Here is a 25212-nt window from a genome sequence, read left to right on the forward strand (position 1 = left end):
CATGTCGACGAGAAATAGGGCCTCCTACAAAAAACATAGAGATGATTATTACCTGTTCGGCAGCAACCTTGTCGCAGGGACAGTCCTCTAACTTTTTGGATTATGATGAAGCATTTCTCCCTACATACAGTTATTAGTTTATCACTGGGCATTTTATTGTTTGCCATACTCTATATGGGGATGGGATGCCTTTTTCAAAAACAGATTTTTGTGCCGCTTGTGAGCAGGTTATTTGAAAGTCGGGACAAAGAGAGCGCCCAAATACAAGAAACAATCCAGCGTTACAACAAGGTGTTCACCGATCTGTACGTGAGTGACGGCCAGGTGATGAGGCTTGATGACCTGCCAGTCAGAACTGTTCTGAAGCATGAAATATACCGCGAACTCGATTTTTTGCGGGCAAAGGAACTGGTGCTCATCTACGATATGGCCTCCCTCAAGTTTGTTTCAACAAAATTTATGTCTCCCTTTTCCGCGGAGGTAACGACATTTGAAGAGTGGAACTATGTGTACCGGAAAGGAGCGGAGAGGAAGCAGGCTGGGAAGGTCAAAGGACTGGGCTCCGGTTTCAGGTACCATATGATCAAACAGCAGGGCGGCTGGAAAATAGCCGATGTGGACCCTGTGAAGATCGCCTCCGAGGAAAAGGATGAATTCAAGTATTAAGCTGTTGCGACAGGCCTCTTCCTGGCAGGTCATTTCATATCTTCTGCTATCCTTGCTGCTAGTATTCCTTCCGGTAACAGCTGCGACCGGGCTTTCCGCTGCCGACTTTCTGGGACTGCTCCCTACAAAGATATTTGTGCTGCTGCTGTTCCTTGCATCGCTTATGCGCCTGATCCGGGCGTGTGGAGACAGAAGTGGTGTCCTTTTTCCGCTAGGCTTTTCTGTTGTCTTTTTGGGGCTGCTTATTAATTACGCTTTTTCATTTACAGGGATCACTACTCTTGGCCCAGGAGAGGAATTTGCGGGTACCGGCTATGAGCGGACAGAGACTGGGATTTGGGGATGGCATCCGAAACTGCGGTTTAAAGTCGAAAAGATTGAAGGGGGAAACCCGGCAACGGCAGTGCTCAAACTAACCACCCGGGGAAAGCAGGAAGTATTGCCGTTGGCTGCCGGTTCTTTCGGGGGGCGATATCTCCAAAATCTCTTTTCATACCGCATAAGGGCCCTCAAAACGGGGATCGCGCCTCAATTCGTCATTGCCTCGCAATCCGGTACAGTTCTGGACTCCACCCTTGTGAAGGCGGGGAGCGCTGAAAGCGGCAATGCCGAATATTTCAGGAGCCCGGCGCTGCCGCATCGCATGTACTTCAAGGTCGCCAATGATGTGGACAAGCCAATCGCCCTTATGATTACCAGGGGCAAACTTACCATTCAGGACTGGAAGACGCTTAAGCAGGATGAAAAACTTGAATTTGAGGGATTTGTTGTTTATTTTTCTGAAGTTGTGAAATGGGTTGAAATAGAAGTCAGCTCATTTCCCGGCAATCCTGTTATTTTCGCAGGCGCTCTTATAATCCTTGTTGCCGGAGTAAGCATGTTATTGGGGCGGAAGAAACGGAAGGAAGCTGTTTAACAGAAGTTAACACAGGACATACAACCGATAGGCTGGTGTACCTGCGGTGTATTTTGGGTGTGCTTAAGTCTAATCTGATTTTCCTATCATCTGCGTCAATATCTGCGCCAAAGAAAAACAGGCACTTACGGTCGGTATCGTAAGTGCCTGTTATTATGGTGCTAAATGGTGCCCAGGGACGGAATCGAACCGCCGACACGAGGATTTTCAGTTAGACTTGAGTTTATCATATGTATAATATCAATAAGTTACAAACCAACAAAATTGCAACAGATGCACTATAACTACAATATTCGCAACATATTTGCAACAGGGAAAACCTCATATCTCAAGAACAGTAGCAGCATGTGCTAACTTGTTCGGAGACAAGTGAGCATACTTTTCTGTTACCTGTATAGTACTATGACCTAGCCACTCTTTGACCACATATAGGTCGATACCTGCATTGACCAACCTTGAAGCGCAAGTATGCCTTAGAGCATGAAGGATAAACTCATGGTCTCGATCAAGTCCCATTTGCATCCTTACCCATCGCCATGCATGCTCAGCTTGGTAAGGCTTTAGTGGAAATGGTTGGATACGGCTTACTTCCTGCCTTTGAACAAGGATTCTTTTAACCCTAGATGTCATAGGTATGCTTCTTGGTCGATCACCCTTGTTGACCCATATCGTTAGCAGATTAGTCCCGTAATTTACATCATCATATTTGAGAGCTAGTGCCTCTGATAACCTCAAGCCAGTATCCACTAACACTTCCACAAGATCAGCTACGTCAGGATAAAACCATCTACGTTTGCTGTGGGTGGTTTCTCGTAATAGTACTAGAATTCTTTGTTCCTCTTCTCTGCTCACGGTCCTGATCCGGCCCTTTCTTTCCTTCCGAAGCTTTATGAAGTCCCAAGGCTGCTTGTGGTGTCTAAGAAGGGTCTTTAATGCAGCAAAGAACCTGTTTACAGTAGATGACGTAGCACCTCGTTTTTCCAACTCAAGCACGATCTCTGCTACTACATACTCTGTCACATCTCCAATCTGCCGATCTCCCACTATCTTCGCAAGATTCATGGCGCGGCCATAAGCCCGCTTTGCATCTTTGCAATGTTTCCACCTCGCTTCGTAACACATTTCAACTGCATCCTTGAAAGGTAATCTTGCTGCTCTCTCCTGAGGCGTAAGCTTTACTTCATTGAGTGCTTTCTGACGTTCCATGGCAGCAAATTGCACTGCTTCTCGCTTGGTAGATTTACCAGTTGATTTTGCTATGCGGACACCATTAACCATGATGTTCATGTAAAAGACTTTTCCCCTCTTATAGATAGACATATTTGATCCTTTCCTGATTCCAGGCACAAAAAAAGAGCCTAGTGGCCCCTGTTGTCCTGAAATGGTTAAGTTGTTGGATTTGATTGTTGCTACTTGGTAGGTTATCTGGTCTGCGTGAAGGTCTTGTACAAGGCGGGATTAATAGAAATAGAGGTCTTACTTTTCAACTTGGCATAGATCAGTTTCAAGACCATGTCTCCGCAAAAACTACAGGTCACGCTCCAAGCTGAATCTCTTGCTGGAAGGAATACATCCGTTTCTCCATCTGCTGTCCCATACCTGATCCCATGTGCTATCTCTCCTGGTCGAATTGTCTTGTTGCAAAGTTCACATTTCATAAAAGCCCCTCGTTGGTAAAAGAGAGATACTTGTCACCAATAATGATGTGGTCGAGTATCTTGATCCCTAAGAGATCCCCTGCTTCCTTGAGTCGTTTGGTTATCTCAATATCTTCCCTGCTAGGGGTAGGATCTCCGGTAGGATGATTGTGGATCAGTATTATTGCTGCTGCTGAGGAGAGGAGTGCTGTCTTGAAGGTTTCCCTTGGGTGAACAATGCTCTGGTTAAGAGAGCCAACAGATACGGTATCAATGCATACAATCCTGTTCTTGCCATCCAGATGGAGGGCGAAGAAGTATTCCTTGGTCTCATTTCTCAGGAAGCTGAAGGTTGCATATACCTGTTCTGGAGAGGTGAACCTGTTCAACGGTTGGAGGTAATTGGTTATCTCGTCTTTTACGGTGAGGGTTTCATATACGGCTTTGATCTGTTTGAACTTGATGCTTCTGGTCTTGGTGGATACTTCTTCTTGGCCGAAGAGGGTTTGAACTGTCATGATGGTTTTCCTTTCTGAAATGAAAAAAGGCAACCTGTAGTGGTCGCCCTTTTCTAATAATTTGAAGGTAACTATGCATTTTTCGATACATATATTCTTGAGTTATCCACTTTTAAATATCATTTTGCACCTCCATGACTTAACGGTATATGTCCAGCAAAAATAGCAGCACCACAAATTAACTATTGACACGTAAAAACAGTTAGTTAAACAGCATGCCTCTCTAATGAGCAAAGAGCTAAAGTACCTGTAGAAACATTACATTTTTGAAACATATCCACAGCTACAGAAGAGTTATCCACATTTGCTGTGGAATTGCATGTACTCGGCAACTATCTTAATGATTCCGCGTTTACATTTGATGCATGTGTCATCTGGAGGGTAGTAGTCCTCATATATCTGATTACAGGTATCGCACTTAAAATAGGCCATGATGTTTCTCCTTTTAGATGAGGTAGTCAATCAATCTGCTGGCTATTGTCCTGGGGGTCATATGTTCCCACTTGCGGCCCAATACATCTGTGATCTGGTATTCCGAGTGCAGGAATATTGTGTTAATCGGATCTGGTTCGGAAGACATATAGGCATCAAGTCCTATGTAGCCTAGAGTCCTGTTAATGGTCAGAACGTAGAGGCAAATACTCTTGGTGAAGACATGTACTTTGTCCCTGAATCCTGCATGGAGAAGGTAGCTCTTTCCCTGGTGCTCCAGAACCAATCCTTGTGAAAACAATCCTTTCTGTTGTGCTTCGTCAAAAGTCATTCTTCTGATAGCCGGTTTAATTACGGTCATGTTCTCCTCCTTAAATTAGCAGATTGATATACTTTAATGTCTTGAGCTAAGAGAACGTCTTACAGCGCAAATTTGGAGCTTTGGTGAATGGTTCTGGTGGGTAAGAATGGCAGAATTCTGTTACTTGAATGAGAGTGGTGGAGAACAATTCTCTTCATTCTGGTTTTATCTAGCTTTGGCTAATATTATCGGCTAGATAGACTAGATACCCCGCAAGTAATGATGGAGGTCCTAGTGCTAGAAGATAGAGATGGAGTGTCCTGGATTCTTCTTGTTGTTGTTGGATCAATGTATTACCGCAATAGCAGCGGGCTATTGCTTCTCAGCTAATTGGTCTGGATTTGTGTACGTGGTTGGATTGGTCGTGTTAGGTGGGTTAATACTTTAGAGTTAATGCTTTGGTGGGATTATGCTGCGATGTTTTCTACAGATTCGACCTCTTCACCGTCCTTCCTGTTCAAGATATAGTCTGCTCCCTTCTGGGCTTGGGCAGCTGCATGGATCAATAATGTCTTGTCATTCTTCAACTCCTTGAGCCATCCATGGATATATGCAGCACTGTTCTCGATGGTCTTCTGTTTGATCCCCGTATAGCCACATAAGAATGCTGCACCCATCTCAGCTATAAGCTCCTCCTTGGAATACTCGTGTGAACCGAAATAAGAAGGTTCAAGGACGCTCTTCCTCGATAATCTGGAACTATGACCTGTTGCGTGGGTTAATTCGTGGAACAATGTGGAGTAATACTCTTCTGGAGTATCAAAGGTGCTCAGGTGTGGTAGTTGGATGTAATCGAGAGATGGAGAATAGTATGCTTTGTTACCTCCGAATCGGAGTTCTGGTCTTAGAGGCATGTTCTTGATTATCTGCTCTGGTCCCAAGAGAGGATGATTGTCGTTATGCGCTTCCGTTGGTTCCGGTGCTGGTATCCCTTCTGTCTGGTCGATATTGAAGACATTGTAGTAGCGTAACAGGGGAATTTTACTGGTGGAAAGGGTACTGTTTAAATCAGTACCCTCTGTGCTCTTGTCCAACCACTTCCAGAATACTACAGGAGTTGACCTCTCTCCCCTCTTTACGTGTCCTCCCTTGTCTTGCACCTGCTTAAAGGTAAGCCAGTAAGGTGAGTTGTAGGGAGTGCAGGAAAGTAGGAAGTGATTAATCCCCCTATAGCTCTTCTTGCTGATCAGGTTCTTGGGATCATTGTTCTCTGCATTCCATGGTTTCCTCCAGGGGATAGTTCCTTGTTCCAATAGCTCCATAATCCGATTGTTGATGATCTCGTAAACGTTAGACATACGAATTCCTCCTTTTTTAGGTATAGGTATCCCTTTACGGAGATACCTGTTGGTTGTGCTGTTTGATTGGTTAGTTGGATTGGGTATTACGGGTGGGATTGATGGTGGGGATGCTGCTCTATTGGTTCACCTCCTTTCAAATGGAAAAGGCATGATCAGTTATGACCATGCCTCTTTTTATTGGACCGTGGGGTTCCGAATTTTTAGTTTTGCTCTTGTATCATTTCATCTGTCTACACGGATGCTATAAAGGTTTTGGACTAGTCACGGTGCTTTTTACTTAATTACAATTATGGGAATAATAAGTCAGCGATTCATCTAATTTACCAATCTACATAATTTTGCATAAATAAATAAATAAAACATCAATGATATCGTGCCAATACGGGCATGGAATAAAAATACATTACCAGTGTGACTCATAGTCGGTTGATTTAAAGTCGACATACAGATACTTAACGGATACGAGGGAGGGCATCCGATGGAGATCAGAGAAGCTGTTGGTATGAGACTCAAAGAATTAAGATTAGCTAAATGCCTTTCTCAGGAAAAATTAGCTCTTGAAGCAGACATTGACAGAACATACACAAGTTCTGTAGAGAACGGAAGAAGGAATATCTCGATAATCAACCTACAACGATTTGCATTAGTGTTGGGAGTTTCAATAAGAGAGTTTTTTGATTCAGACCTATTTGAAAAATGATAACAGGAGATGCTATGTATTTCAATGATGTGGTTGTTTATTGTGATGAGCCTGCTGATCAAAAACTATTTATTTCGTTTCAAGAAATTGCTCCCATTCTTAAAAATATTCCACGTACAAACATAAAAGTATATCCTCAAGCCCCATCTGCTATAAAGATTTCTGAATATAATAATTTAATATCATTATTTAAATACGATAGACCCGATCTGATTTTTGCTCGTAATGGAATTCCCTTGCTTGTTGTCGAGTTAACAGAACATGCATACACTGGAGATAATGGTTTACAACGTTTTGTTAGAGTTGCAAGTGCCGCAGAGAATTCTGTACCATTCATTTATTTCGGACCGTTAGCTCGTGTAAGGGATGATGAACTTGATAAAGCAGAAGATGTTTCAAAACTTTCGAAGAGAAGCTTGACATCAGATTTTTTTGAAGGAATGGCCGCATTACATAAACATTATGGGTCATATCAGCTTTATTCGGAGTGGGCAACAGCTTCAAACGGCAAAGTAATTAAAACTACCTTATCTAATAGGGATGATTTTACTTCTGTTTACAAGCACCTATGTGATCTGATTGTAGCTATCCTTGATTCGAATCATAGTGGCAATAAATCTAAGTATCACGAGTTACTTCAGAATAATCAGGCCGAATTGCTGAGACTGTCTGGAGTTAAGAATACGAAGTTTTCTGATGTTAAATTTGAACTTTCAAGCGCTGAGGCAAAACAAATAATACTTAATCCTCATATAGTACTTTCAAGAATGGGAGATTATTTCCATAAAGGTAAGCCTGATAAGTTACTAGCATTATACGCGTTACGAACATCAAATTTTAAACATGTCTACATAATGGGTAAGACATATAAATTTAATCCCATAAAAGATACAATGCTTGATAAATTATTTTTGTTGAAGCAAATGAACAATAAATCTCTATGCTATTTTTCAGGTTATAAATGGAGATCAGATCCCCACTGTGGAGTAGCCGTTAATTTATTTGCTAGGTATTGCCTTCCTTCAAAAAGTTTCAAACCTTTAATCCTATTTTACCCTAGAGTTTCTATTTCAAATGAAAAAAGTGCTCAATTAATCAAAGAAACTAAAGAAGCAGCGTTTATTCAACTTTTCAAGGACAGGTACGGTAAAGATTTTAAAGAAAAGCTAGTGCAAACGACAAGTTCATCCGATCTTTACCATAGTTGGGTCGCTTCCACTAAGCAAGGCCGTATATTTTCGCACTATTGTTCAATTATTGTTTGCAACGATGGGATTATAATAGGCGATAAACTTGGGGAACTACTATAAATATGACACAAGAAGATATTGCATTTGATGGAATCATAAAATACATTACATCTGATCCGAAATTACACTTGATAAGTGCTCATCCACCAAGCGGTAAAAGCTATACTACTGATTTAATAAGGTTTCCATCGCCAACTCAAAAGAAGACAGGAGCAGAACGATACCATGTAGATATTATATTTTGCTCCAGTACTCACTTATTTTTATGCGAAGTTAAAGGTTCTACTGCTGAATCGCAACAAGATATTTTGAAGCTGAATAGTTTAATTTCACACTATTCAGTAGACAAATTAAAGAAATTTATCATTGATAGGCTTACAACAAAGTGCGATCTATTAAATCTATGCAACAACGTTGTGATCTGTATCGGTGCATATAACCTCAATAGTAATTTAGAAGATAACGTCTTATACCTTATCTCAGATGGAAGCGTGGTAGGTATTCATAGCTCAACCCCAATGGTTGATATTGAACATTAGTTATCAAGAATCAAATATTAAGATATAATCTAAATCTGATTTGATATTGCTGTTAGCGCTTTTATGATATTTTGCTTGTGCGTGATTGATGGGTCTAGTAATAATTCTAGAACAATTTATATCCAATTCTTTGGCTTTTAAGACCACTGATTCAACAACAGGAAGTTGCTCTTCAGCTAAGGTGCTGTTTCCAATTACAACACAAATCTTAGACCGTTTTTTTGTTAATCTTGCACCGTTGGCAATACAATCAACTATATCATCAATGTAACCAAAGACATCCTCCTTCTTTGATGTCTTGAAGCCATCTCGCACTTCTCTCTTCAGAATATCTTTTCGATTATACCCTCCCCATTCAAGTTCAAATCTAAGTACATCAGAACTATATTTATACAGTGCAAAATACGGAGGGTGCATTATTGTAAAATCAGATATTCTTGAATCACTTACTTTGAAGGATCTGGCATCACCTAACATTAGTTTCGGAATTAATGTAGAATCATATGAAGGTAATGACTCAATCAGTTTTGCATTTGCAGCAATATTAGCAAATAATATATCTATTACTCGTTGCTGAGGTTTTTGTAGATCATGAAATATCCTCCCGGTTCGGACTGAAGCATTGGAGCATTTTCTAATAATTCCCAACCAACTAACAAAAAGAAAATTATAAATATCAATATCGTCTTTATATGTATCTAACGCTTCTCTGGAGATAGATAGAAGATCTTTAGTTTCGGCTGTGAACCATTTGTCAATATTACGCATGACCGGTATATAATCATCAGATGGTGATATTTTATTCCAACCCTTACTGCGCAACAAAAGGTCGCTATATACCTTATCCAACTTACTGTTGGCTATTTTCGTTGTCTTAACCTTAGAGACCATAATAGATAATCCATTTGAATCCAAACCAACGCTTCTAAATCCATGGACTATTGACTCTACCAAAGTGGTTCCACTACCACACATCATGTCGACAACAACTGGTGTTGATATTGTGGCCGGCACAAACTCACGGAGGATCTTTGCAGTCAAGACTGGTGGAAGTTTACCAAAATATCTAAATAACGAGTGAGTCAGATAATTTTGATCTTTATTTGTACCAACATCTCCCCAAACTTCAATATTACTATTTTTCAAAAACAATGACATGCTGACCTTTCATTTTCTTGTTTTGAGTTTGGCCTGTATGGTTATTTAAAACGTGAAAAGCATGTTTTGCTAGTTTTAAGTTATAGTCTTTGCCAAGCTCAACGGTTATAGCTCCTATCGGAATTCTAATGTAATCTATTTGTCCATCTCCGACAACAAGAGCTAAATGGCCTCCTTTTTCAAGAGATTCGGCAGCATTTTTTATAATATTACCCCAATTTACAATATACTTCTTTAATCCATTTGTTTCGTGCAAAAAACTACCTCTACATTTAAGTTCCTTTTGCCATATCTGTTTATGACATATATCAAGTATAGCAAGTTGTAATTGAGTAGCCTCGGAGAAAGCTGTATTAGTTAGATATGGCGGATGGATAGAAATGAAATTGTACTTTTCTGTACTGTCCCAATTAATGGCATCTTTACATAAAACTTTGGCAAGATCTTTGGAAAATTGATTCGGTAAAATTCTGTTACTATCGCATACCTTTTTGGATTTACTTGAAAATTCTTTTAGTAGTGTGCTTTTTGTTTTTTTATTTAAATCTAGTTCTAGATTCATCTTCTTGACATTAGCAAAACTAATCTTTCTCAGACATGATAAAATTATCATCATAACCAAGTCTCGTATATCATCATGAGGTGACAAACTATCAAGTGTTGAAAGAGCGCAACTTAGTTCTATTAACGCATCGTTATCAAAGTAGTCTTTACATAAACGCAATTTGTAAGGAGTAAATGTCGATGACGTGGCAAATAGTGGTGAATCTGAATTTAATTTTGCTAAAGCATTTATAATACTTTCACATACTTGCTTAAGTTGATTTGAGTCAACCTGTCGTGAAACGGATGTTGATATCAATCTACTTACAGGGTTAATGTCCCATCCAACACATTCGATATTCCGAACAACTGATTCTGTAAGTACTGTCCCACCTCCAACCATTGGATCGAGGACCTTACCTGTCCCTCCGTAAAAATCATTTATAAGTTTTGAAGCAATCTGAGGCGGAAATTTACCAATATATCTAAAATAACCGTGCGTTAGATAAGTTGTGTTAGCTGAAGGAGGTACTTCCCATATCTCTTGTCCATTTTCTGTATATACATCGATTTCAGGATTCTTACTTAAGGTATCAGCATTCATCAGTTCCCTCTTTCTCCATAGTTAAAACTATCATTAATTCTGTGCTATTACACTTCACTCAAGACAAACAGAGCGCTCACGTTAACTCAGTGATTGCCATAAATACCAGGCTGTATGATATCTATATGGTCTAAACCGATAACCTAAAACTATAAACTCTTCTATATTTTTTATAACATATCACTAATGTCCGGCTAAATTTGATTGTACATCTATAACATGCTGTAATTGCATAATTTGCAGACAATTGTTCATTTTTCGATTTGAATTTTGTTTCTAATCGAAAGGCAACAAATTCAATCGGTTACAGCCGTAAAACTGCTGTTATTTCAGTTAACCGGACAGCAATGATACCATATAGCTTCTTTGCAGGGTAGATTCTATTCGTAAGTGCACCACGTGAGTTAACCAAAGGACATGGCAGGCAAATCTGGTAGTGTGTGAAGCGCGACCAACACATACCCCAGGAGGAGCCCCCCATGTCCTACACGCATCTTACCGCAAAAGACCGTTATTCATTAGTAACCCTCGGGCTTGAAGATATAACAAAGGCAGTTTAAACCGACTATTCATATCACATCAAGCATCTAATATCAATCTCGTAAACCCCGTAAGAGTGGGGAGCGGTCAACTAAATGGTATGCTCTCGGCCAGTAACCGATGATAAGCCATGTCCTGAGCCTCCGCGATCTTATACCCTTTCTTCCTCAGCAGGTATACTAACCGACAAAAGGCTTGGTATTCCTCATTTGATAGGTCTTTGTAATCGGGCTTAGGTTGTGTACAGCAAATGGAATACATGATTACCCGCCCACTTTAGATGTCATGCATTGGGATATGTGGGGTTCCGGTTAATTGTATATCAGAGGCCGATATCTTAAACCCTCCTGGCTCCTGAAAATGAAAAATGAAAAAGGTGGGGAACTGTCCTAGCTAACTACCCTACTGTCCTAGCTCAAATCTATAGCCGTGACAGTGTAAAGCACCTACTATCAAGGGATTGTCCTAGCTGTCCCGGCTGTCCTAGCTTTTTTGTGAATTGTTTTTATATATTACAAATTGGAGGATATATATATATCCCCCTATGTTTTTTTATTTTTTATCAATTATAGCTATGACAGCTAGGACACCCAGGACAGAGGTGCTTCTATCAAGGATTTACAGCGTCCTAGCTTCATTTCAAAGCTAGGACACCCAGGACACTTACCCTACCAATTGACAGCTTGTTTTCCATAATACTCGTCTACTTGTTCCGATGATTGATACATCTTCCTACTGATCTTCATTTTGGCAAGAACTTTTGTACAGACCCATTGCCTAAAAATGACAGCTTCTTGCTTTTTACCGTGCAACATGACAGCATACAACCCTGCCTTATTAATGCACAGCATCTTCCTCACGCCAGACTGAACATGTACTTTACATTTCATGGTATCGTCGAGTTGCTTAATCAGATTTGTTGTATTTGATTTCGACATACCCAGCATTGAGCAAACGTCCTGCACTACACACACAATCTGGCCTTTAACCCTACGAGTTCTGATACGCTTATGTCTTGAACCAAATATTACACATAATATTCTTCTCATTTTTATATCCTCAACTCCTCCTGCCACTAGAAGCAACAGGAGGAATATGCTTTCTGTATTATTAATTATGGTCTTCTGTAGGCCATTCTATTTTTTGATTTACAAACTGTTCGAAATATTCTCTACATTTATCGAGCGTAGGTAACACATATATGTTGCGTCTTATGGTTACTACAGTCTTTTTCTTTTTGTTAAACTCACCTTTTGGCATCATTTTACTCAGTTGAGTTCCTAGCTCATTGTCTGCCGCTTTATGCCTAACCCCTAGATTGGTCACATATTCCAGGTAGTCTTTGTATAGATCATCAGTTGTGATTTCTCCATCATTCCATCCATTAACATTAAGTCTTCCGGTCTCAAGCTTGTGATACCAGAACTTTTGTGCTGGAGTTAGGCTCATCAGTTTTGTTTCAAGTAGCGCCGTAGTCTGTGGAAATTTTCTGAGATTAATACCTTTAAGGTCGTAATTTATCAGATAATGTAATAATGCTTCCCTACCACTATTATCCATCTGCATTCCGATAGCATCGAAATAAGCATGGTCCTGTTTATGTTTATCTGATACATCCAGAACAAAAAATCTTCTCTCTTCTGGCCCTGCGGGTACAGCCCAATCATTGTTGGTGGCAAATATCATATGTAGATGGTTCTTCATCTTGAAAGCATTTTCACCCTTGCCCTCTATCGTCAAGTATGGTTCGGTAATTAAGCCCTTCAAAACCCCCTCTGCTGCTTTATCCCCAGCCCAGAAGGCTTCGTCAGCCAATAGAACAACAACATCCTTCATATGTGCATTAAACTTACCTGTTAGCTGAGAAGTTTGATTCATGGGCAAGTAATGACGACCAAACAGAGAACCAAACCCATTAGCGAATACTCCCTTGCCAACCCCCATAGCTCCCCGTAACACAATAGCAGTTCCTACGAGATTATCAGGGTGCTGCACCGCATGAGCCATCCATGCAATAATATAGTTGAACACTTCCTTGTTGCCATTGGCGATGTTTTCTTCGATATGCTTAAGGTAAAGGCCGCAATCTCCTTCTTTCGGCTCAACTGCAAATCCTCGCCAGAGGTTGTAGTATCCTTCAGGGGTATGGCCTGGGGTAAATATCAAACCTTCATATTGTCTACGCTGTGGATGATTAAACCAAGCATCCCCAAGTCTTTTTGATTTGCCTTCCATCTGAATATATTTATTGCTGAAAAACTCCTTAAAGTCCTTTGGTGCAGATAGTTCGATATCTGGCCAGCTAAAAACCGGACAGTTGATTTCCTTCAATACCCTACATTTGCCACCTACCATTACAACCGCATATTTCCCGTTAAGCTCCTCTATCTCGGAGGGTGTCTGGTTCATTTGATATCTATAGGCACTCGTTACAATCTTCTGTAACTCAGCATCCTCCAAAGGTTCGTCACAGCTCTGGTTATTCTCTGCAACTACCTTCTCTGCTTCCTCAAGTGGAAACTGGTTTCTTTTACATTCAATTGCCACCTGGAACAGCTTATTATTCCTACTACCGACAGGAATACTCTTTTTCTCGGCAGCTTTCTTCTCACTAGCCAGCTTTACTAGCCATTCAGGAGCATCAGCAATCGAAATTCCTGGATCATCAACTTCATATCTGTTCCCGTCAATCACGGAAGGAGGAGCAACTATATACCCACCATTACACCTAATATCGAGACCTGAACCTATTTTACTTGCACTGTTTCGAATATCATTACTCTGATAACGGAATAGCAAATGGTATCCCCCTGAGGGAGTGTTATGTCTCCTGGTAACGGGCAAATCACCATACTCGCCAACCAATGCACCAACAGACTCATTGCCAAGAGCACCATTCTTCACGTCAACATCGAGCACCAGAAATCCTGACCTTTGCCCTGTAACGATACCTATATTTGCATTAGGCCATTCATCCCACCATTGCTTAATAACAGTAGGGTCTGTGGTTGAATTATCACCCCAAGCCTTGATCTTGGGGGTCTTATCATTATCGTTGATAGGGAAAACTGCTATCCCGCTACCTGCATATTCAAGTGCTGCCTGCTTTAGATTTATATTTATTGTTTCCACGCTTCATACCTCGTAATTTAATAATTAGCCCTCTAGCCGGGGCTTTTTGTTTTTGTGCCATTGGCATTTCTCCTTTTATATACGTTCTGGGATCATTCCCGGTTAATACTCCACTATATGATCAATTGAATGCTCCCACCTCCTCACCCTGGATATAAACAATTACGTCCGACATACGATATCTCACCATTCTGCCAATCTTAAAAAACTTGGGACCTATATCCTTCCACCTCCAGTACTCCAAGGTCTTTGTCGATATTCTCAACATGTCGGCAACTTCCTTCTGGTCCATCAATCTGTCTTGGGGATTATTTCTGAAAAACTCGTTCTTTGTAATGTCCTGCATTTGATGCCTCCGATAACTTTTGTATTTTGACCAGTGAAAATTCCTGATCTTGTATCTGTTATTAACTCACCTCTTCGAAAAACGCAGGGGAATTTCAAAGTGATCAATACTGAGAGGTCATATCTGATAATAAGTACTCAGTTGAAAATTAATTTGTAAAATATAAAGAGGAGAGCACATGGCTCCCCTCCTGGGTCTTTCAGATATTCGGTTGTAATTGGTCTGACTGTTATTCTGCTATGGTGTGCTTAGTGAGGTATTCCTCGATTTCCGCCTTGCTCACGGTAATACCTGCTTCCTTGGCCTTCTGGAGAAGGATGATCTGCTTGGCTGCGGCCTTGCGGGTGTGTTCCTTCGCCTTCAGATCCTTGGCGACGAGTTTCTGATGATATGCATACTCCTCTGCGCTAATTTCAAATTTTTCCATGATATTTTCTCCTTTTAATTGTTGGTTAATGGTTGATTGTCGTACCCCAGACACACAAAAACCCTCTGAATCTAATCCAGAAGGTCTCGTTGTGTTGAAGCGGTGAATGTTTGTTGGATGCAATTCCCTTATTTCATTTTATCCCTCCCTTCTTTCTAACGTGTTCCACCCCCATGAATAGCACTATTCTTCATTCATTCCCTCCACCCCCACAAATAGCAATGCTTTTCTACTTTATTTTCTTGTTCGTTATCCGTTCTACAATCGTTCTTTTAGTCTATTTATATTTAACGTCAAAACTCTTATCTTCTCCATAAATAGCACAAGCACGATTTAACTATTTAAGAGCAATATATTACCTAATCATCTGATTCTTCTAGGTATTCTATCATCATCTGCGGGGTAATTTCTTTGACTGGGCTATAGTTTCTACCCGTCAATTTTGTTAACCATTCGTAAAGCATACTCTTTTGCTCTTTTCTCTCAGTTCTTGATTGCTTTACCGGAGCATTCTTTGAATTCGAAACAACATATTTTAGCCTGAAGATACCTACAATATACGGACATATGCCCTCTGGTGCTATCGCAGTATATTCGTCATAAAACTTGTTATCTTTCCTACATGATTCATAGCCCACACTTTTTAACGCCTCCTCTATTATCGTGCAATTTCGACCCCTCTTTTCATTTAGCTTATTCCCAATATTAATTTTAACATCAAGGTCATACAGAACCATTGTATCTTTATTGTCAGGTGGGCTATCCAAAGCAACTACCGCCTTATAGACCAATCCAAGATCTTCTAGGTTCTTAATGGCTGATCTAATGCGATCATCATCGACAGGGATGTCTTTAAATAAATCCTTTAAAATCGTCTTAAAATGAGTGCTTTGGCATAGTTCGGATTCTTTGCCACGATAGATATCTATCCCTTTATGATTGCCGATCTTATGCATTTCATAATTAACATATATGTTTTGATATGGCCTTACACCCCCAAATTTGATGTCATTATGGTTATACATCATAAGCAGAATGCGAGCTAAAGTCTCTCTATCTTTGAATCTCAATAGATGTTTAAGCTTTTTGCTTTTATTTTCATCTTCAATTAAATCATTATGAAACCATACTTGATCATTGGAATCACAATCGTATGTGTTCAGTACCCATTGCACATATCCTTTTCTTCCAAATCCCTTATTTGGAGGCGGCGTTTTTAATAATGGTTTAGGTATATAGTTCGGATTTGCAACGTTGGACTGATTTAAATATTCACGTTCTTCATTTATAGCAAAGGCATGAGATTGCCACTCACTCTTAGTGTATAATAACTTTTCGCCATTGGCTGATATGTTCTTTAAGTAATTACATGTTCTGCTATATTGTTCATTATTCAAACCAAGCTTTTTTGATATGCCAGATTTGCCAATTGTTGAGAATGATCCAGATATATCTGCATGTCTAGCTATTGTTAAATAGGTGTATATTTGCATTGCAGAAGAGTTGTTATCTCTGATTAGCAACTCAACAGCTTTGCTTGGTATCCAGAAAGAGCCATGTCCCTTCTTGAGCTTACTCTTGATTTTAACTTTTGTTTGTTCAGTATTCTCCATGCAAATACCTCATAAAAATAGTGCAACAGATAAGGTATCCGTTGCTCGAATATAATAGTATATTGTTATTAGCCAGTTACAGCTCTATATCAGGAATTGATGCAAATGATGACGCAATTTTGATTCAATATGGAGGATACTTACCACATATTAGAAGCTGATACAACAAGGGTTTGAAGGTTTTAGAGGACTCGGTTTTTTATGTGCGGATCGCTTTTCATCTGCACATAAAAAAGCGAAACAAAAAACATGTTGAAATAACCAGGAAGGATAACTATGAGGAAGGGTAGGGGATCATGGTCATGCTTGGAAAAAAGTGACCTAGGGGTTACCGATCTTTTCATTTACGATATGAATATTCAATACTCTACCTGGGCCTAACTTATAAAAATGAAATCATTACCGGAATCATCCTTTCATACTCCCTGCATATCTACCCGTACCGAGAACAACCACCGATTCGAGTAAATGCGATCCCTGAATAGTTTATTGGTACTACTCTTACATGATTTATTTCACTTGATTTTTTTGAGGTGAGTACTCTAAATCCTCTGCACATATAATAATATCAGTTAGTTACTGAATAGGTGTTGCAAATGGTGTTGCAAAAGCATGTTGCGGTTGGCGTTTTGCCATAGAGGTAATTTGATGGAATATAAAGTAGTTGTGGATTTTATGGCTCGCAACTTTTCTGTTCGGATAGCTTCATCATCTGAACAGAAAATTGCGAAACATTCCGGAGCAAGATCAGGAGGGAAGGTCATAAGCGGAGATAAAAAGGCACGTTTTGGATAAAAGAAGGGAGATTACTAATCCTGTCTAGGAGTCTGTTTTTCTTACTGGGTGATTTCCCATGGAACATACCACAAACCAACTCTCCATGAATGTTGTAAATATTTTCTACATGCGAGATTTGGCGGACGTGTTGAACATCAATATTGTAATACCATTATGTCGACTGGAATATTCTACAATTGTGTGCCTAACTAGCTGAATAAATTAGAATAGACATAAACAATTATTTAATCGAATAATGAAAACGGACGGTTATGGCTCTAATCTCTTATACGCAGTTGCTTGGGGGACACTACCAGAAATTCTAGTAGCAGGAAGGAGTACTCTTTTTGTCCAGGTAGCTCATTCATGACAGCATGCTGTACATGGTGGCATGTATCTGGTGTGGATTTGCTACGAGGTAACTTGTTGACGAGAAGCAAGAGATACCAGGGTCAAGTAGAGCAGAGGGAAGAGGGGGGGCTGCTGCAACAGGTTGCAACAGTATTCGCAACAGTGGGCAAAGAAAAAGCCCCCGCGTCGGTATGCGGAGGCTTGTGTAAATGGTGCCCAGGGACGGAATCGAACCGCCGACACGAGGATTTTCAGTCCTCTGCTCTACCGACTGAGCTACCTGGGCAAAAGAGTTACAATTTATAGCCTGATTCAGGTTGTATGTCAACAGGATTTTAAGCTCGTCTGCTCCTGCCGTCAGGCCCGGGAAATGAAGCGACCGTCCCGGGTGTCAACTTTCACCTTGTTGCCGGTCTCCAGGTAGGGGGGGGCCTTGATTTTCAAACCGGTTTCCAGCAGTGCTTCCTTGGTTTCTGCCGTGGCGGTGGCGTTCTTGATGGCCGGCGCCGTGTCGGTGACGGTCAGTTCCACGGTCATGGGGAGTTCGATAGTCACCATCCGTCCCTCGAACAGGCCGAGCACCACCTCGGTCCCTTCCAGCAGGAAGGGGGAATTTGCCGCGAAGTCGTCTTCGTCCTGCTCGAACTGTTCGTAGGTCTCCAGGTCCATGAATACTCCCCGGCCGCTGTCGGCGTAGAGGAACTGCCCTTTGTGCCGTTCGAAATCCGCCTCGTCCACCTTGTCGCCGGAGCGGAAGGTCTTGTCCAGCACCTGGCCGGTGATGAGGTTGCGGTAGCGGGTTTTAACCATGGTGTTGGCCCCCCGGGCGGAGGGGGACTGGAAGGTGACGTCGATGATGAGACAGGGGGCGCCGTCGAGTTGGATGACGATCCCCCGCTTGAAGTCGGATGTGGTCAGCATGGTGCGGTTCTCCTTTTCAGAAAGTTCCCCTTTTTAGCAGAAATTCGTGCTAAAAACAACCAGCAAGCAATCTGATCGGGAGTAGTGTCATGAAGATCGATACGGAGTATATCAAGCTGGACAGCTTCCTCAAGGCAGTGGCGGCCGTGGGGTCGGGCGGGGAGGCGAAGATCCGGATCGTCGATGGTGAAGTGCGGGTGAACGGCGAGCGCGAACTCCGCCGGGGACGGAAGCTCCGGCCGGGTGACCGGGTGGAACTGGCGGACCGGATCTACGAAGTGGAGTGACCGCCCCATGGACCTTCTGCAGATAACCGGGGAACTGGTAAGGGAGCTGGATCGGCTGAGATTCACACCGCCGGTGGCCCACGTCTACAATCCCCTCGTCTATGCCCGTCAACCCCACGAAGAGTACCTCCGCCGATACGGGAACGCCCCGAAGGAGACGGTCTTCGTGGGGATGAACCCGGGGCCGTGGGGGATGGCACAGACCGGGGTTCCCTTCGGAGAGATTTCGGTGGTGCGGGAGTGGCTCGGTATCGATGGCAGCGTGGAGCGGCCGGCGGACGAGCACCCGAAGAAGCGGGTAACGGGGTTTGCCTGCCGGCGGAGCGAGGTGAGCGGCCGACGCCTCTGGGGGCTGATCCGGAGCCGCTACGGCACCCCCGGGCGGTTCTTTGCCCGCTTCTTCGTTCTCAACTACTGTCCACTCCTCTTCCTCGACGCCGACGGACGAAACATCACCCCCGACAAACTGCGCCCTTCCGAACGGGAACTCCTCAACGCGGCCTGTGACCGGACCCTGCGCCGGGGTGTGGAATTTCTCCAGCCGTCCTGCGTTGTCGGGGTCGGCAACTTTGCCGCTGACCAGGCTGCACGCGCCCTGGCCGGTACCACTATCCGCGTCGGGCGCATCCTCCATCCGAGCCCGGCCAACCCCGCCGCCAACAAGGGTTGGGAAGAGATTGTCTTGCGCCAACTCGCGGAACAAAAGGTTCCCTTCTGAGCGACAACGGCGGATTCTCTCTCCCTCCCAAATTTTCCGCTCAATAGTGCGTAACCTACCGCCCAGATTGCGTTTAAGAGGCAATCCCCGCAAATAACGTTTCTCTTTCCTCGTTGTGGTGGCTAATTTTAGCCAGGAATCGTGGCCGATATTGGCCACTACTCTCTTTCCACCCCCATATTTTTACGCTTCCCTTCGCTTTAATTACTGTGATCTTGAACGGTTATGGGATGTATACATGATGGCATCGCAGTTGCACTAGAATGAACGCGCGGTGTATCGGGGGGCTCCGGTGCTGGTGATCCGCGTGTTTTTTTGACTATCATTCGTAACGGGCAGGGGAGAGGAGCAGCGGATGGCACGGAAAAAGCTGTATCAGCATTTGTACTTCCAGGTTCTGGCGGCGATTGCCCTCGGGGTGATGGTCGGTTATTACTACCCGGAGACGGGCGTCGCCATGAAACCGCTCGGGGATGGTTTCATCAAGCTGATCAAGATGATCATCACGCCGATCATCTTCTGCACGGTCGTTACCGGCATCGCCGGCATGGAGGACATGAAGAAGGTGGGGCGGGTCGGTGTCAAGTCGCTCTTCTATTTCGAGTTGGTCACCACCCTGGCGCTCGGGATCGGGCTCCTGCTCGTCAGCGTCATTCAACCGGGAGCAGGTTTCAACGCCGATGTGAGCAAGCTCGACACCAAGGCGCTCGCCGCCTATACAACCCAGGCCAAGTCCCAGGGCGTTGCCGACTTCGTCATGAACATCATTCCGTCCAGTGTCGTGGACGCTTTTGCCAAGGGTGATATTCTCCAGGTACTCCTCTTCGCCATGCTCTTCGGCTTCGCCCTTGCTGCCCTCGGCGACAAAGGGAAACGGGTTTACGCCCTTGTCGACCAGGCTTCCCATGTCTTCTTCGGCATTGTCGGCATTATCATGAAAGCCGCTCCCGTCGGCGCTTTCGGCGCCATGGCCTTCACCATCGGCAAGTTCGGGGTCGGTTCGCTCTCCAAGCTGGGAATGCTTATGGGGAGTTTCTATCTCACCTGCTTCATTTTCATCTTCGTCGTGCTCGGCACCATCGCCCGCGCCTGCGGTTTCAACATCTTCAAATTCATATCCTACATCAAGGAAGAGCTCCTCATCGTTCTCGGTACCTCGTCGTCCGAGTCGGCGCTCCCTCGGATGATGGCCAAACTGGAGAACCTGGGCTGTAAAAAATCGGTAGTCGGCCTGGTAATCCCGACCGGATACTCCTTCAACCTGGACGGCACCTCCATCTACCTCACCATGGCTGCGGTCTTTGTTGCCCAGGCCACCAATACCCACCTCACCATGACCCAGACCCTGACCATTCTGGCGGTGCTGCTTCTCACCTCCAAGGGTGCGGCGGGGGTTACCGGCAGCGGCTTCGTCACGCTGGCGGCCACCTTTGCCGCCATTCCAACCATCCCGGTGGCGGGTCTTGCACTGATTCTCGGCATCGACCGGTTCATGTCGGAAGCCCGAGCGCTCACTAACCTGATCGGTAACGGGGTGGCTACCGTCGTTGTTTCACGGTGGGAGAACGAGTTGGACGTGGTGCGGATGCAGCGGGTACTCAACAATGAGGCTGAGTTCGAGACCGATGAGTCGGAGCTGGTGGCAAACGAGTTAGACGATGCCGTGCCGGTGCTTGAGCAAGCCTAAACTGGCATCAATCAGGACAAGGGCCGCATCCGGACAGGGTGCGGCCCTTTTTTTGTGCGGTACGCACCTCAGATTCCTTTGCTTGACCTCTTCGGCCGGGGGGGTGTAAGCTGGTTTTCCATCCGCTCTCAGGGGAGGAATGCATGGAAAAGCGATCTGCTGATGAATTTGACCGGGCGTTGGCTCGCGTCTGTGAATGGTGCCCCGTCTGTCGTAGCGCACGGAAAACCCCGGAGGGTCTTGCCTGGCAGTTTGTCAAAGGGGTGGAAGAGGGTATCTGCCCGTTCTGCAGGGCCTATGCGAGAGTGCATGGGCGCATGGCCCACGAAAAGCTTCCCTGAAAGATGAGGAGAAAAGGTGGCGTGATGCGTAAGCTTTTGGTAGTGCTATGTACAGCGTTTATTTTGGTAACCACCGTAGCCTATGGGGAATCGGGACTTTCCGGCCAGGTGCTGGCCGAGATCAATCTGGCCAGGACCGATCCGAAGGCTTATGTGGGCTTTCTCCGCGAGTTTCGCAGCCAGTTCCGGGGCAAGGAGTACCGTCAGCCAGGTTCGCCCATCCTCATCCGGACGACCGAGGGGGTCCGTGCGGTAGACGAAGCGATGCGTGTCCTCTCCCGCCAGAAACCCCTGCCGCCGCTTACCTGGTCCGAAGGGCTTGCCGCTGCTGCCGCAGAACTGGTGGAGGATGAGGGGGAAAGTGGGAAAACCGGCCATGTCGGGCATACAAGCGGCTCGCCACGGGAGCGGATCGAGCGGCACGGGAAGTGGCAGGGGCTCATTGGTGAGTGTATCGGCTACGGGCCGGACAAGGCCCGGGCTATGGTCATGCAACTCATCATCGACGACGGAGTGGCGGACCGGGGGCACCGGAAATCCATCTTTACCCCGGCCTACCGTACGGCCGGCGTTGCCTGCGGACCACATCCCCGCTACGGAAACATGTGCACCATCGATTTTGCGGCGGGGTTCAGGGAAGAACGGTAGAACGAACGCTTTTCCCGCTGTAAACTTCCTTCCCCCTCGTTTCCCTCACACTGAGAAGCCCGCTCAAGCGGGCTTTCAACGTTTCAAGGGATACCTCGATCCACGACCCCCCCAGAAATTCTCCACCGGAGGCAGAAGCCGATGCATGGTCTGCCGTGTATCAATGTGTCCCGCCCCTTACAAAAGAAGAACAATCCACTTTCTCTTTATGCTTCTTCTGGTAACATTTCCCTTGGAGGCACGCGGGAACAGTTATCTGTCAGCGCAGGGGAAAGGGCTCTTTAGATGCTCCGAAAACGCGTGATGCCGGACTCTTTCAGAATTTCCAGCCTCTATTTGCTGGTTGGAGGGGCATGGGTTTTCTTTTCCGACAGGATTCTTGCGTTGCAGGCTGAAGACAAGGCCGCTGCACTACATCTGTCCATCGTGAAGGGATGGCTGTTCATCAGTGTCACGGCTGTAATGCTTTTCCTTCTCATCAGCAGATCCATGAAAGAAGTCAGCCGGTCGCGGGATTTCTACCTGAAGGTATTCGAAGATTTTCCTTCCCCCATCTGGCGTGCGGGGACCGACGGAACGTGTGACTATTTAAACAAGACCTGGCTTGCCTTTACCGGTCGCACCCTCGAACAGGAACTGGGTGACGGCTGGGCGGAGGGGGTCCATCCGGAAGACCTCGACCGCTGCCTGAAAACCTATCGGGACGCGTTCGCCTCCCGGCACCCCTTTGCCATGGAATACCGCCTGCGCCGCCACGACGGGGAATACCGCTGGGTGGTCGACTCGGGCAGGCCGTATTACGATCAGCATGATAAATTTGCCGGCTATATCGGCTCATGCCATGATGTTACGGCGCACAAGCAGGCTGAGCAGGCCCTGTCCCAGAGCGAACGACGATTCCGCGAACTCACCGAGAATACGAGCGACTGGGTCTGGGAAGTGGATCGCACCATGCACTACGTTTACGTCAGCCCGAAGATTGCCGATCTGCTCGGTTATGCGCCAGTCGACGTGCTGGGGAAGACTCCCTTCGATCTCATGTCTCCTGATGAAGCTGCACGTCTGCAGCCGGCTTTCGACGAATTTGTAACAGATCCGCGGCCAATCGCGGGTCTCGAAAACGTGAATCTGCGCAGGGACGGATCCCGCGTCGTGCTGGAGACGAGCTGCGTCCCCGTGTATGACGCAGAGGGGCGGTTCTCGGGATTCCGGGGTATTGACCGCGACATCAGCGCACGCAAGGAGGCGGAAGAAAAAATCAACGCCTTGAACGCCGAACTCACTCGCCAGGCAGCAGAGCTGGAGGTCGCCAACAGAGAGCTGGAGTCCTTCAGCCACACCGTCTCCCACGACCTGCGTACCCCGTTGACCAATATCAGCCTCAGCTGCCAAGTGATGATGGATTCCTGCGGCGCAAAACTGGGTGAACAGTGTAAGAATTTGATGCATGGCATCAGCGATGCCACCGACCGGATGGACAAGCTCATAACCGCTCTGCTGAATTTTTCCCGCATTTCCCGTAGTGAATTGAAGGTGAAACCGGTCGATCTTTCCGAAATGGTGAAGGTTATAGCCGCCGAACTCCAGCTTAATCGGCCTGACCGCCCTGCTGCTTTCATTCTTGCTGATGGGGTAATGGCCGATGGCGATGCGACTCTTCTCCATGTAGTCATGGCGAATCTCCTTGGCAACGCCTGGAAATATACCTGTAAGAAGGAAACGGCCGTCATCGAATTCGGCATGACGGTGATCGAAGGGACGCGGACCTATTTTGTCCGTGATAACGGAGCGGGTTTCAATATGAACCAGTCCGGTAAACTGTTCGATGCGTTTCAACGGTTGCACAGCACTGAGGAGTATGAAGGGCATGGGATAGGATTGACAACGGTCAAGCGGATCGTTCAACGCCATGGAGGCAGGGTCTGGGCAGAGGGAGAGGTGGGGAAAGGAGCGACCTTTTACTTTACCCTGGCGCCGGAACGGTAGTCGCCCCACTCTACGACGGTCTGAGGACCATTAAGCCCTTTCCTTTTGCGTATTTTCTGGTAATATTTCCCTAGAGACACAGGCAAAAATGACCTGATTCTCAGATGAAATAACAGGAGACAGCTATGAAAAAGACGTTCCTCGCAGCACTGATGATGTCCTTGATTCTTTCCTTGGCGGGGTGCGGGGGCCACGATAACCCACCTCCCCCACCACCGGTCGTTACCCAGATCCTCAGTGACCCGGTATATGACGGCGATATCTTTAAGGATACCCTTCTTCCTCCTGCTTTTACGGTGACACAGGGCATGACCCTGAGCCCACGTGTGCAAAGCGTGTTGGCAGGCATAGATCCGACGCCGGTTACGGGCGGGGAGTCCCGCGCGTTTCTGGATTTTTTCCTGGGTGGTACCGGTGGAGTCCCCATCAATGCCTTCATCAACTCGGCGATTCTTGACATGGTCGTCACGAGCAATATCTCCGGCCCGATTCCCCTTACCATCGATCTTGTTGCCTTCCAGCCGCCAACATTGCAACCCACAGATTTTGACCGTGCTATCCTGCCATCGCGGGCAACTACCACGGTAACTCTCTTTGTTACTCAGGCTAACGTAGCTCAGCAGGTGTCCATTGATGTGACAACTTTGATGGCGGAAGCACAGCGTCAGGGCTTGCCTGATTTTCAAGTGAGAATTTTATGCGGGGCCGGGATCATCGAAATCGACGATCCGACGGATCCCGCGGTAAATCGAGGCCAGTTTGCTCCTCTGCTGCAGGTTTCCTATTTCTGACGGAGCAGGCGCACAGAGTAAG

The 25212-nt window shown here is 45.1% G+C and carries 24 protein-coding genes and 1 tRNA gene; 12 read left to right on the plus strand and 13 right to left on the minus strand.

Features of this window, described 5'->3' with window-relative positions:
- Positions 1-102: 102 nt before the first annotated feature.
- Positions 103-666, plus strand: coding sequence for a hypothetical protein (locus LDN04_RS06450; RefSeq protein WP_223907912.1), 564 nt, complete (start codon positions 103-105; stop codon positions 664-666).
- Positions 650-1582 (plus strand): hypothetical protein, encoded by a 933-nt coding sequence (locus LDN04_RS06455; RefSeq protein ID WP_223907914.1) that lies wholly within the window; start codon positions 650-652, stop codon positions 1580-1582. Before LDN04_RS06450 ends, LDN04_RS06455 begins: the two co-directional genes overlap by 17 nt.
- A gap of 321 nt (positions 1583-1903) precedes the next feature.
- On the opposite strand, the gene LDN04_RS06460 is transcribed toward LDN04_RS06455, so the two are convergent.
- From LDN04_RS06460 to LDN04_RS06475, 4 genes are all read right to left on the minus strand, one after another.
- On the minus strand, positions 1904-2902 hold the full coding sequence (locus LDN04_RS06460; RefSeq protein ID WP_223907916.1) for a site-specific integrase: 999 nt from the start codon (positions 2900-2902) through the stop codon (positions 1904-1906).
- A 334-nt stretch (positions 2903-3236) separates the two neighbouring features.
- Positions 3237-3737: a DNA repair protein RadC gene (gene radC, locus LDN04_RS06465; RefSeq protein ID WP_223907919.1), complete on the minus strand. Its 501-nt coding sequence runs from the start codon at positions 3735-3737 to the stop codon at positions 3237-3239.
- 445 nt (positions 3738-4182) lie between these two features.
- Positions 4183-4530, minus strand: coding sequence for a hypothetical protein (locus tag LDN04_RS06470; protein WP_223907922.1), 348 nt, complete (start codon positions 4528-4530; stop codon positions 4183-4185).
- Positions 4531-4937: 407 nt separating this feature from the next.
- Positions 4938-5828, minus strand: a complete 891-nt coding sequence (locus LDN04_RS06475; protein ID WP_223907934.1) for an ArdC family protein — start codon at positions 5826-5828, stop codon at positions 4938-4940.
- 481 nt (positions 5829-6309) lie between these two features.
- On the opposite strand from LDN04_RS06475, the gene LDN04_RS06480 reads away from it, so the two are divergent.
- From LDN04_RS06480 to LDN04_RS06490, 3 genes are read left to right on the plus strand one after another with little or no spacing between them, the layout of a single operon-like run.
- Complete coding sequence (locus LDN04_RS06480; RefSeq protein WP_223907937.1) at positions 6310-6531, plus strand: helix-turn-helix domain-containing protein; 222 nt, start codon at positions 6310-6312, stop codon at positions 6529-6531.
- A gap of 14 nt (positions 6532-6545) precedes the next feature.
- Complete coding sequence (locus LDN04_RS06485) at positions 6546-7841, plus strand: hypothetical protein (RefSeq protein WP_223907949.1); 1296 nt, start codon at positions 6546-6548, stop codon at positions 7839-7841.
- Between the two features lie 2 nt (positions 7842-7843).
- Positions 7844-8320 carry a hypothetical protein gene (locus LDN04_RS06490; protein WP_223907951.1) on the plus strand — a complete coding sequence of 159 codons (477 nt, stop codon included), beginning with the start codon at positions 7844-7846 and terminating at the stop codon, positions 8318-8320.
- A gap of 3 nt (positions 8321-8323) precedes the next feature.
- Here LDN04_RS06490 and LDN04_RS06495 read toward each other — a convergent pair whose 3' ends face one another.
- From LDN04_RS06495 to LDN04_RS06535, 9 genes are all read right to left on the minus strand, one after another.
- Positions 8324-9478 carry a hypothetical protein gene (locus LDN04_RS06495; RefSeq protein WP_223907954.1) on the minus strand — a complete coding sequence of 385 codons (1155 nt, stop codon included), beginning with the start codon at positions 9476-9478 and terminating at the stop codon, positions 8324-8326.
- Positions 9456-10625 carry a hypothetical protein gene (locus LDN04_RS06500; protein ID WP_223907957.1) on the minus strand — a complete coding sequence of 390 codons (1170 nt, stop codon included), beginning with the start codon at positions 10623-10625 and terminating at the stop codon, positions 9456-9458. The genes LDN04_RS06495 and LDN04_RS06500 overlap by 23 nt, the downstream gene beginning before the upstream one ends.
- Positions 10626-11833: 1208 nt before the next feature.
- On the minus strand, positions 11834-12214 hold the full coding sequence (locus tag LDN04_RS16960) for a Bro-N domain-containing protein (protein WP_223907967.1): 381 nt from the start codon (positions 12212-12214) through the stop codon (positions 11834-11836).
- A gap of 61 nt (positions 12215-12275) precedes the next feature.
- Positions 12276-14297: a bifunctional DNA primase/polymerase gene (locus LDN04_RS06510; protein WP_223907970.1), complete on the minus strand. Its 2022-nt coding sequence runs from the start codon at positions 14295-14297 to the stop codon at positions 12276-12278.
- 121 nt (positions 14298-14418) lie between these two features.
- Entirely contained in the window at positions 14419-14643 is a 225-nt protein-coding gene (locus LDN04_RS06515) for an AlpA family transcriptional regulator (protein ID WP_223907973.1), read from the minus strand.
- A 229-nt stretch (positions 14644-14872) separates the two neighbouring features.
- Entirely contained in the window at positions 14873-15070 is a 198-nt protein-coding gene (locus tag LDN04_RS06520) for a hypothetical protein (protein ID WP_223907976.1), read from the minus strand.
- Between the two features lie 359 nt (positions 15071-15429).
- Positions 15430-16683: a hypothetical protein gene (locus LDN04_RS06525; protein WP_223907979.1), complete on the minus strand. Its 1254-nt coding sequence runs from the start codon at positions 16681-16683 to the stop codon at positions 15430-15432.
- A gap of 1338 nt (positions 16684-18021) precedes the next feature.
- Positions 18022-18097 (minus strand) — tRNA-Phe (locus tag LDN04_RS06530).
- Between the two features lie 71 nt (positions 18098-18168).
- The gene (locus LDN04_RS06535) at positions 18169-18732 is read right to left on the minus strand and encodes an elongation factor P (RefSeq protein ID WP_223907982.1); all 564 of its coding nucleotides are present in this window, start codon (positions 18730-18732) and stop codon (positions 18169-18171) included.
- An 89-nt stretch (positions 18733-18821) separates the two neighbouring features.
- Here LDN04_RS06535 and LDN04_RS06540 point away from each other — a divergent pair, with 89 nt between their 5' ends.
- From LDN04_RS06540 to LDN04_RS06570, 7 genes are all read left to right on the plus strand, one after another.
- The gene (locus LDN04_RS06540; protein WP_223907984.1) at positions 18822-19019 is read left to right on the plus strand and encodes an RNA-binding S4 domain-containing protein; all 198 of its coding nucleotides are present in this window, start codon (positions 18822-18824) and stop codon (positions 19017-19019) included.
- Positions 19020-19026: 7 nt separating this feature from the next.
- Complete coding sequence (locus LDN04_RS06545) at positions 19027-19737, plus strand: uracil-DNA glycosylase family protein (protein WP_223907987.1); 711 nt, start codon at positions 19027-19029, stop codon at positions 19735-19737.
- Positions 19738-20092: 355 nt separating this feature from the next.
- Positions 20093-21424 carry a dicarboxylate/amino acid:cation symporter gene (locus LDN04_RS06550; protein WP_223907990.1) on the plus strand — a complete coding sequence of 444 codons (1332 nt, stop codon included), beginning with the start codon at positions 20093-20095 and terminating at the stop codon, positions 21422-21424.
- Between the two features lie 143 nt (positions 21425-21567).
- Positions 21568-21765, plus strand: coding sequence for a hypothetical protein (locus LDN04_RS06555; protein ID WP_223907994.1), 198 nt, complete (start codon positions 21568-21570; stop codon positions 21763-21765).
- Positions 21766-21828: 63 nt separating this feature from the next.
- Complete coding sequence (locus LDN04_RS06560) at positions 21829-22413, plus strand: CAP domain-containing protein (protein ID WP_223907997.1); 585 nt, start codon at positions 21829-21831, stop codon at positions 22411-22413.
- A gap of 285 nt (positions 22414-22698) precedes the next feature.
- Complete coding sequence (locus LDN04_RS06565; RefSeq protein WP_223908000.1) at positions 22699-24399, plus strand: PAS domain S-box protein; 1701 nt, start codon at positions 22699-22701, stop codon at positions 24397-24399.
- A 125-nt stretch (positions 24400-24524) separates the two neighbouring features.
- Positions 24525-25190, plus strand: a complete 666-nt coding sequence (locus tag LDN04_RS06570) for a hypothetical protein (protein ID WP_223908003.1) — start codon at positions 24525-24527, stop codon at positions 25188-25190.
- The last annotated feature ends 22 nt before the right edge of the window (positions 25191-25212 follow it).

Source organism: Geobacter sp. AOG1, from assembly GCF_019972315.1.
GTDB lineage: Bacteria > Desulfobacterota > Desulfuromonadia > Geobacterales > Geobacteraceae > Geomobilimonas.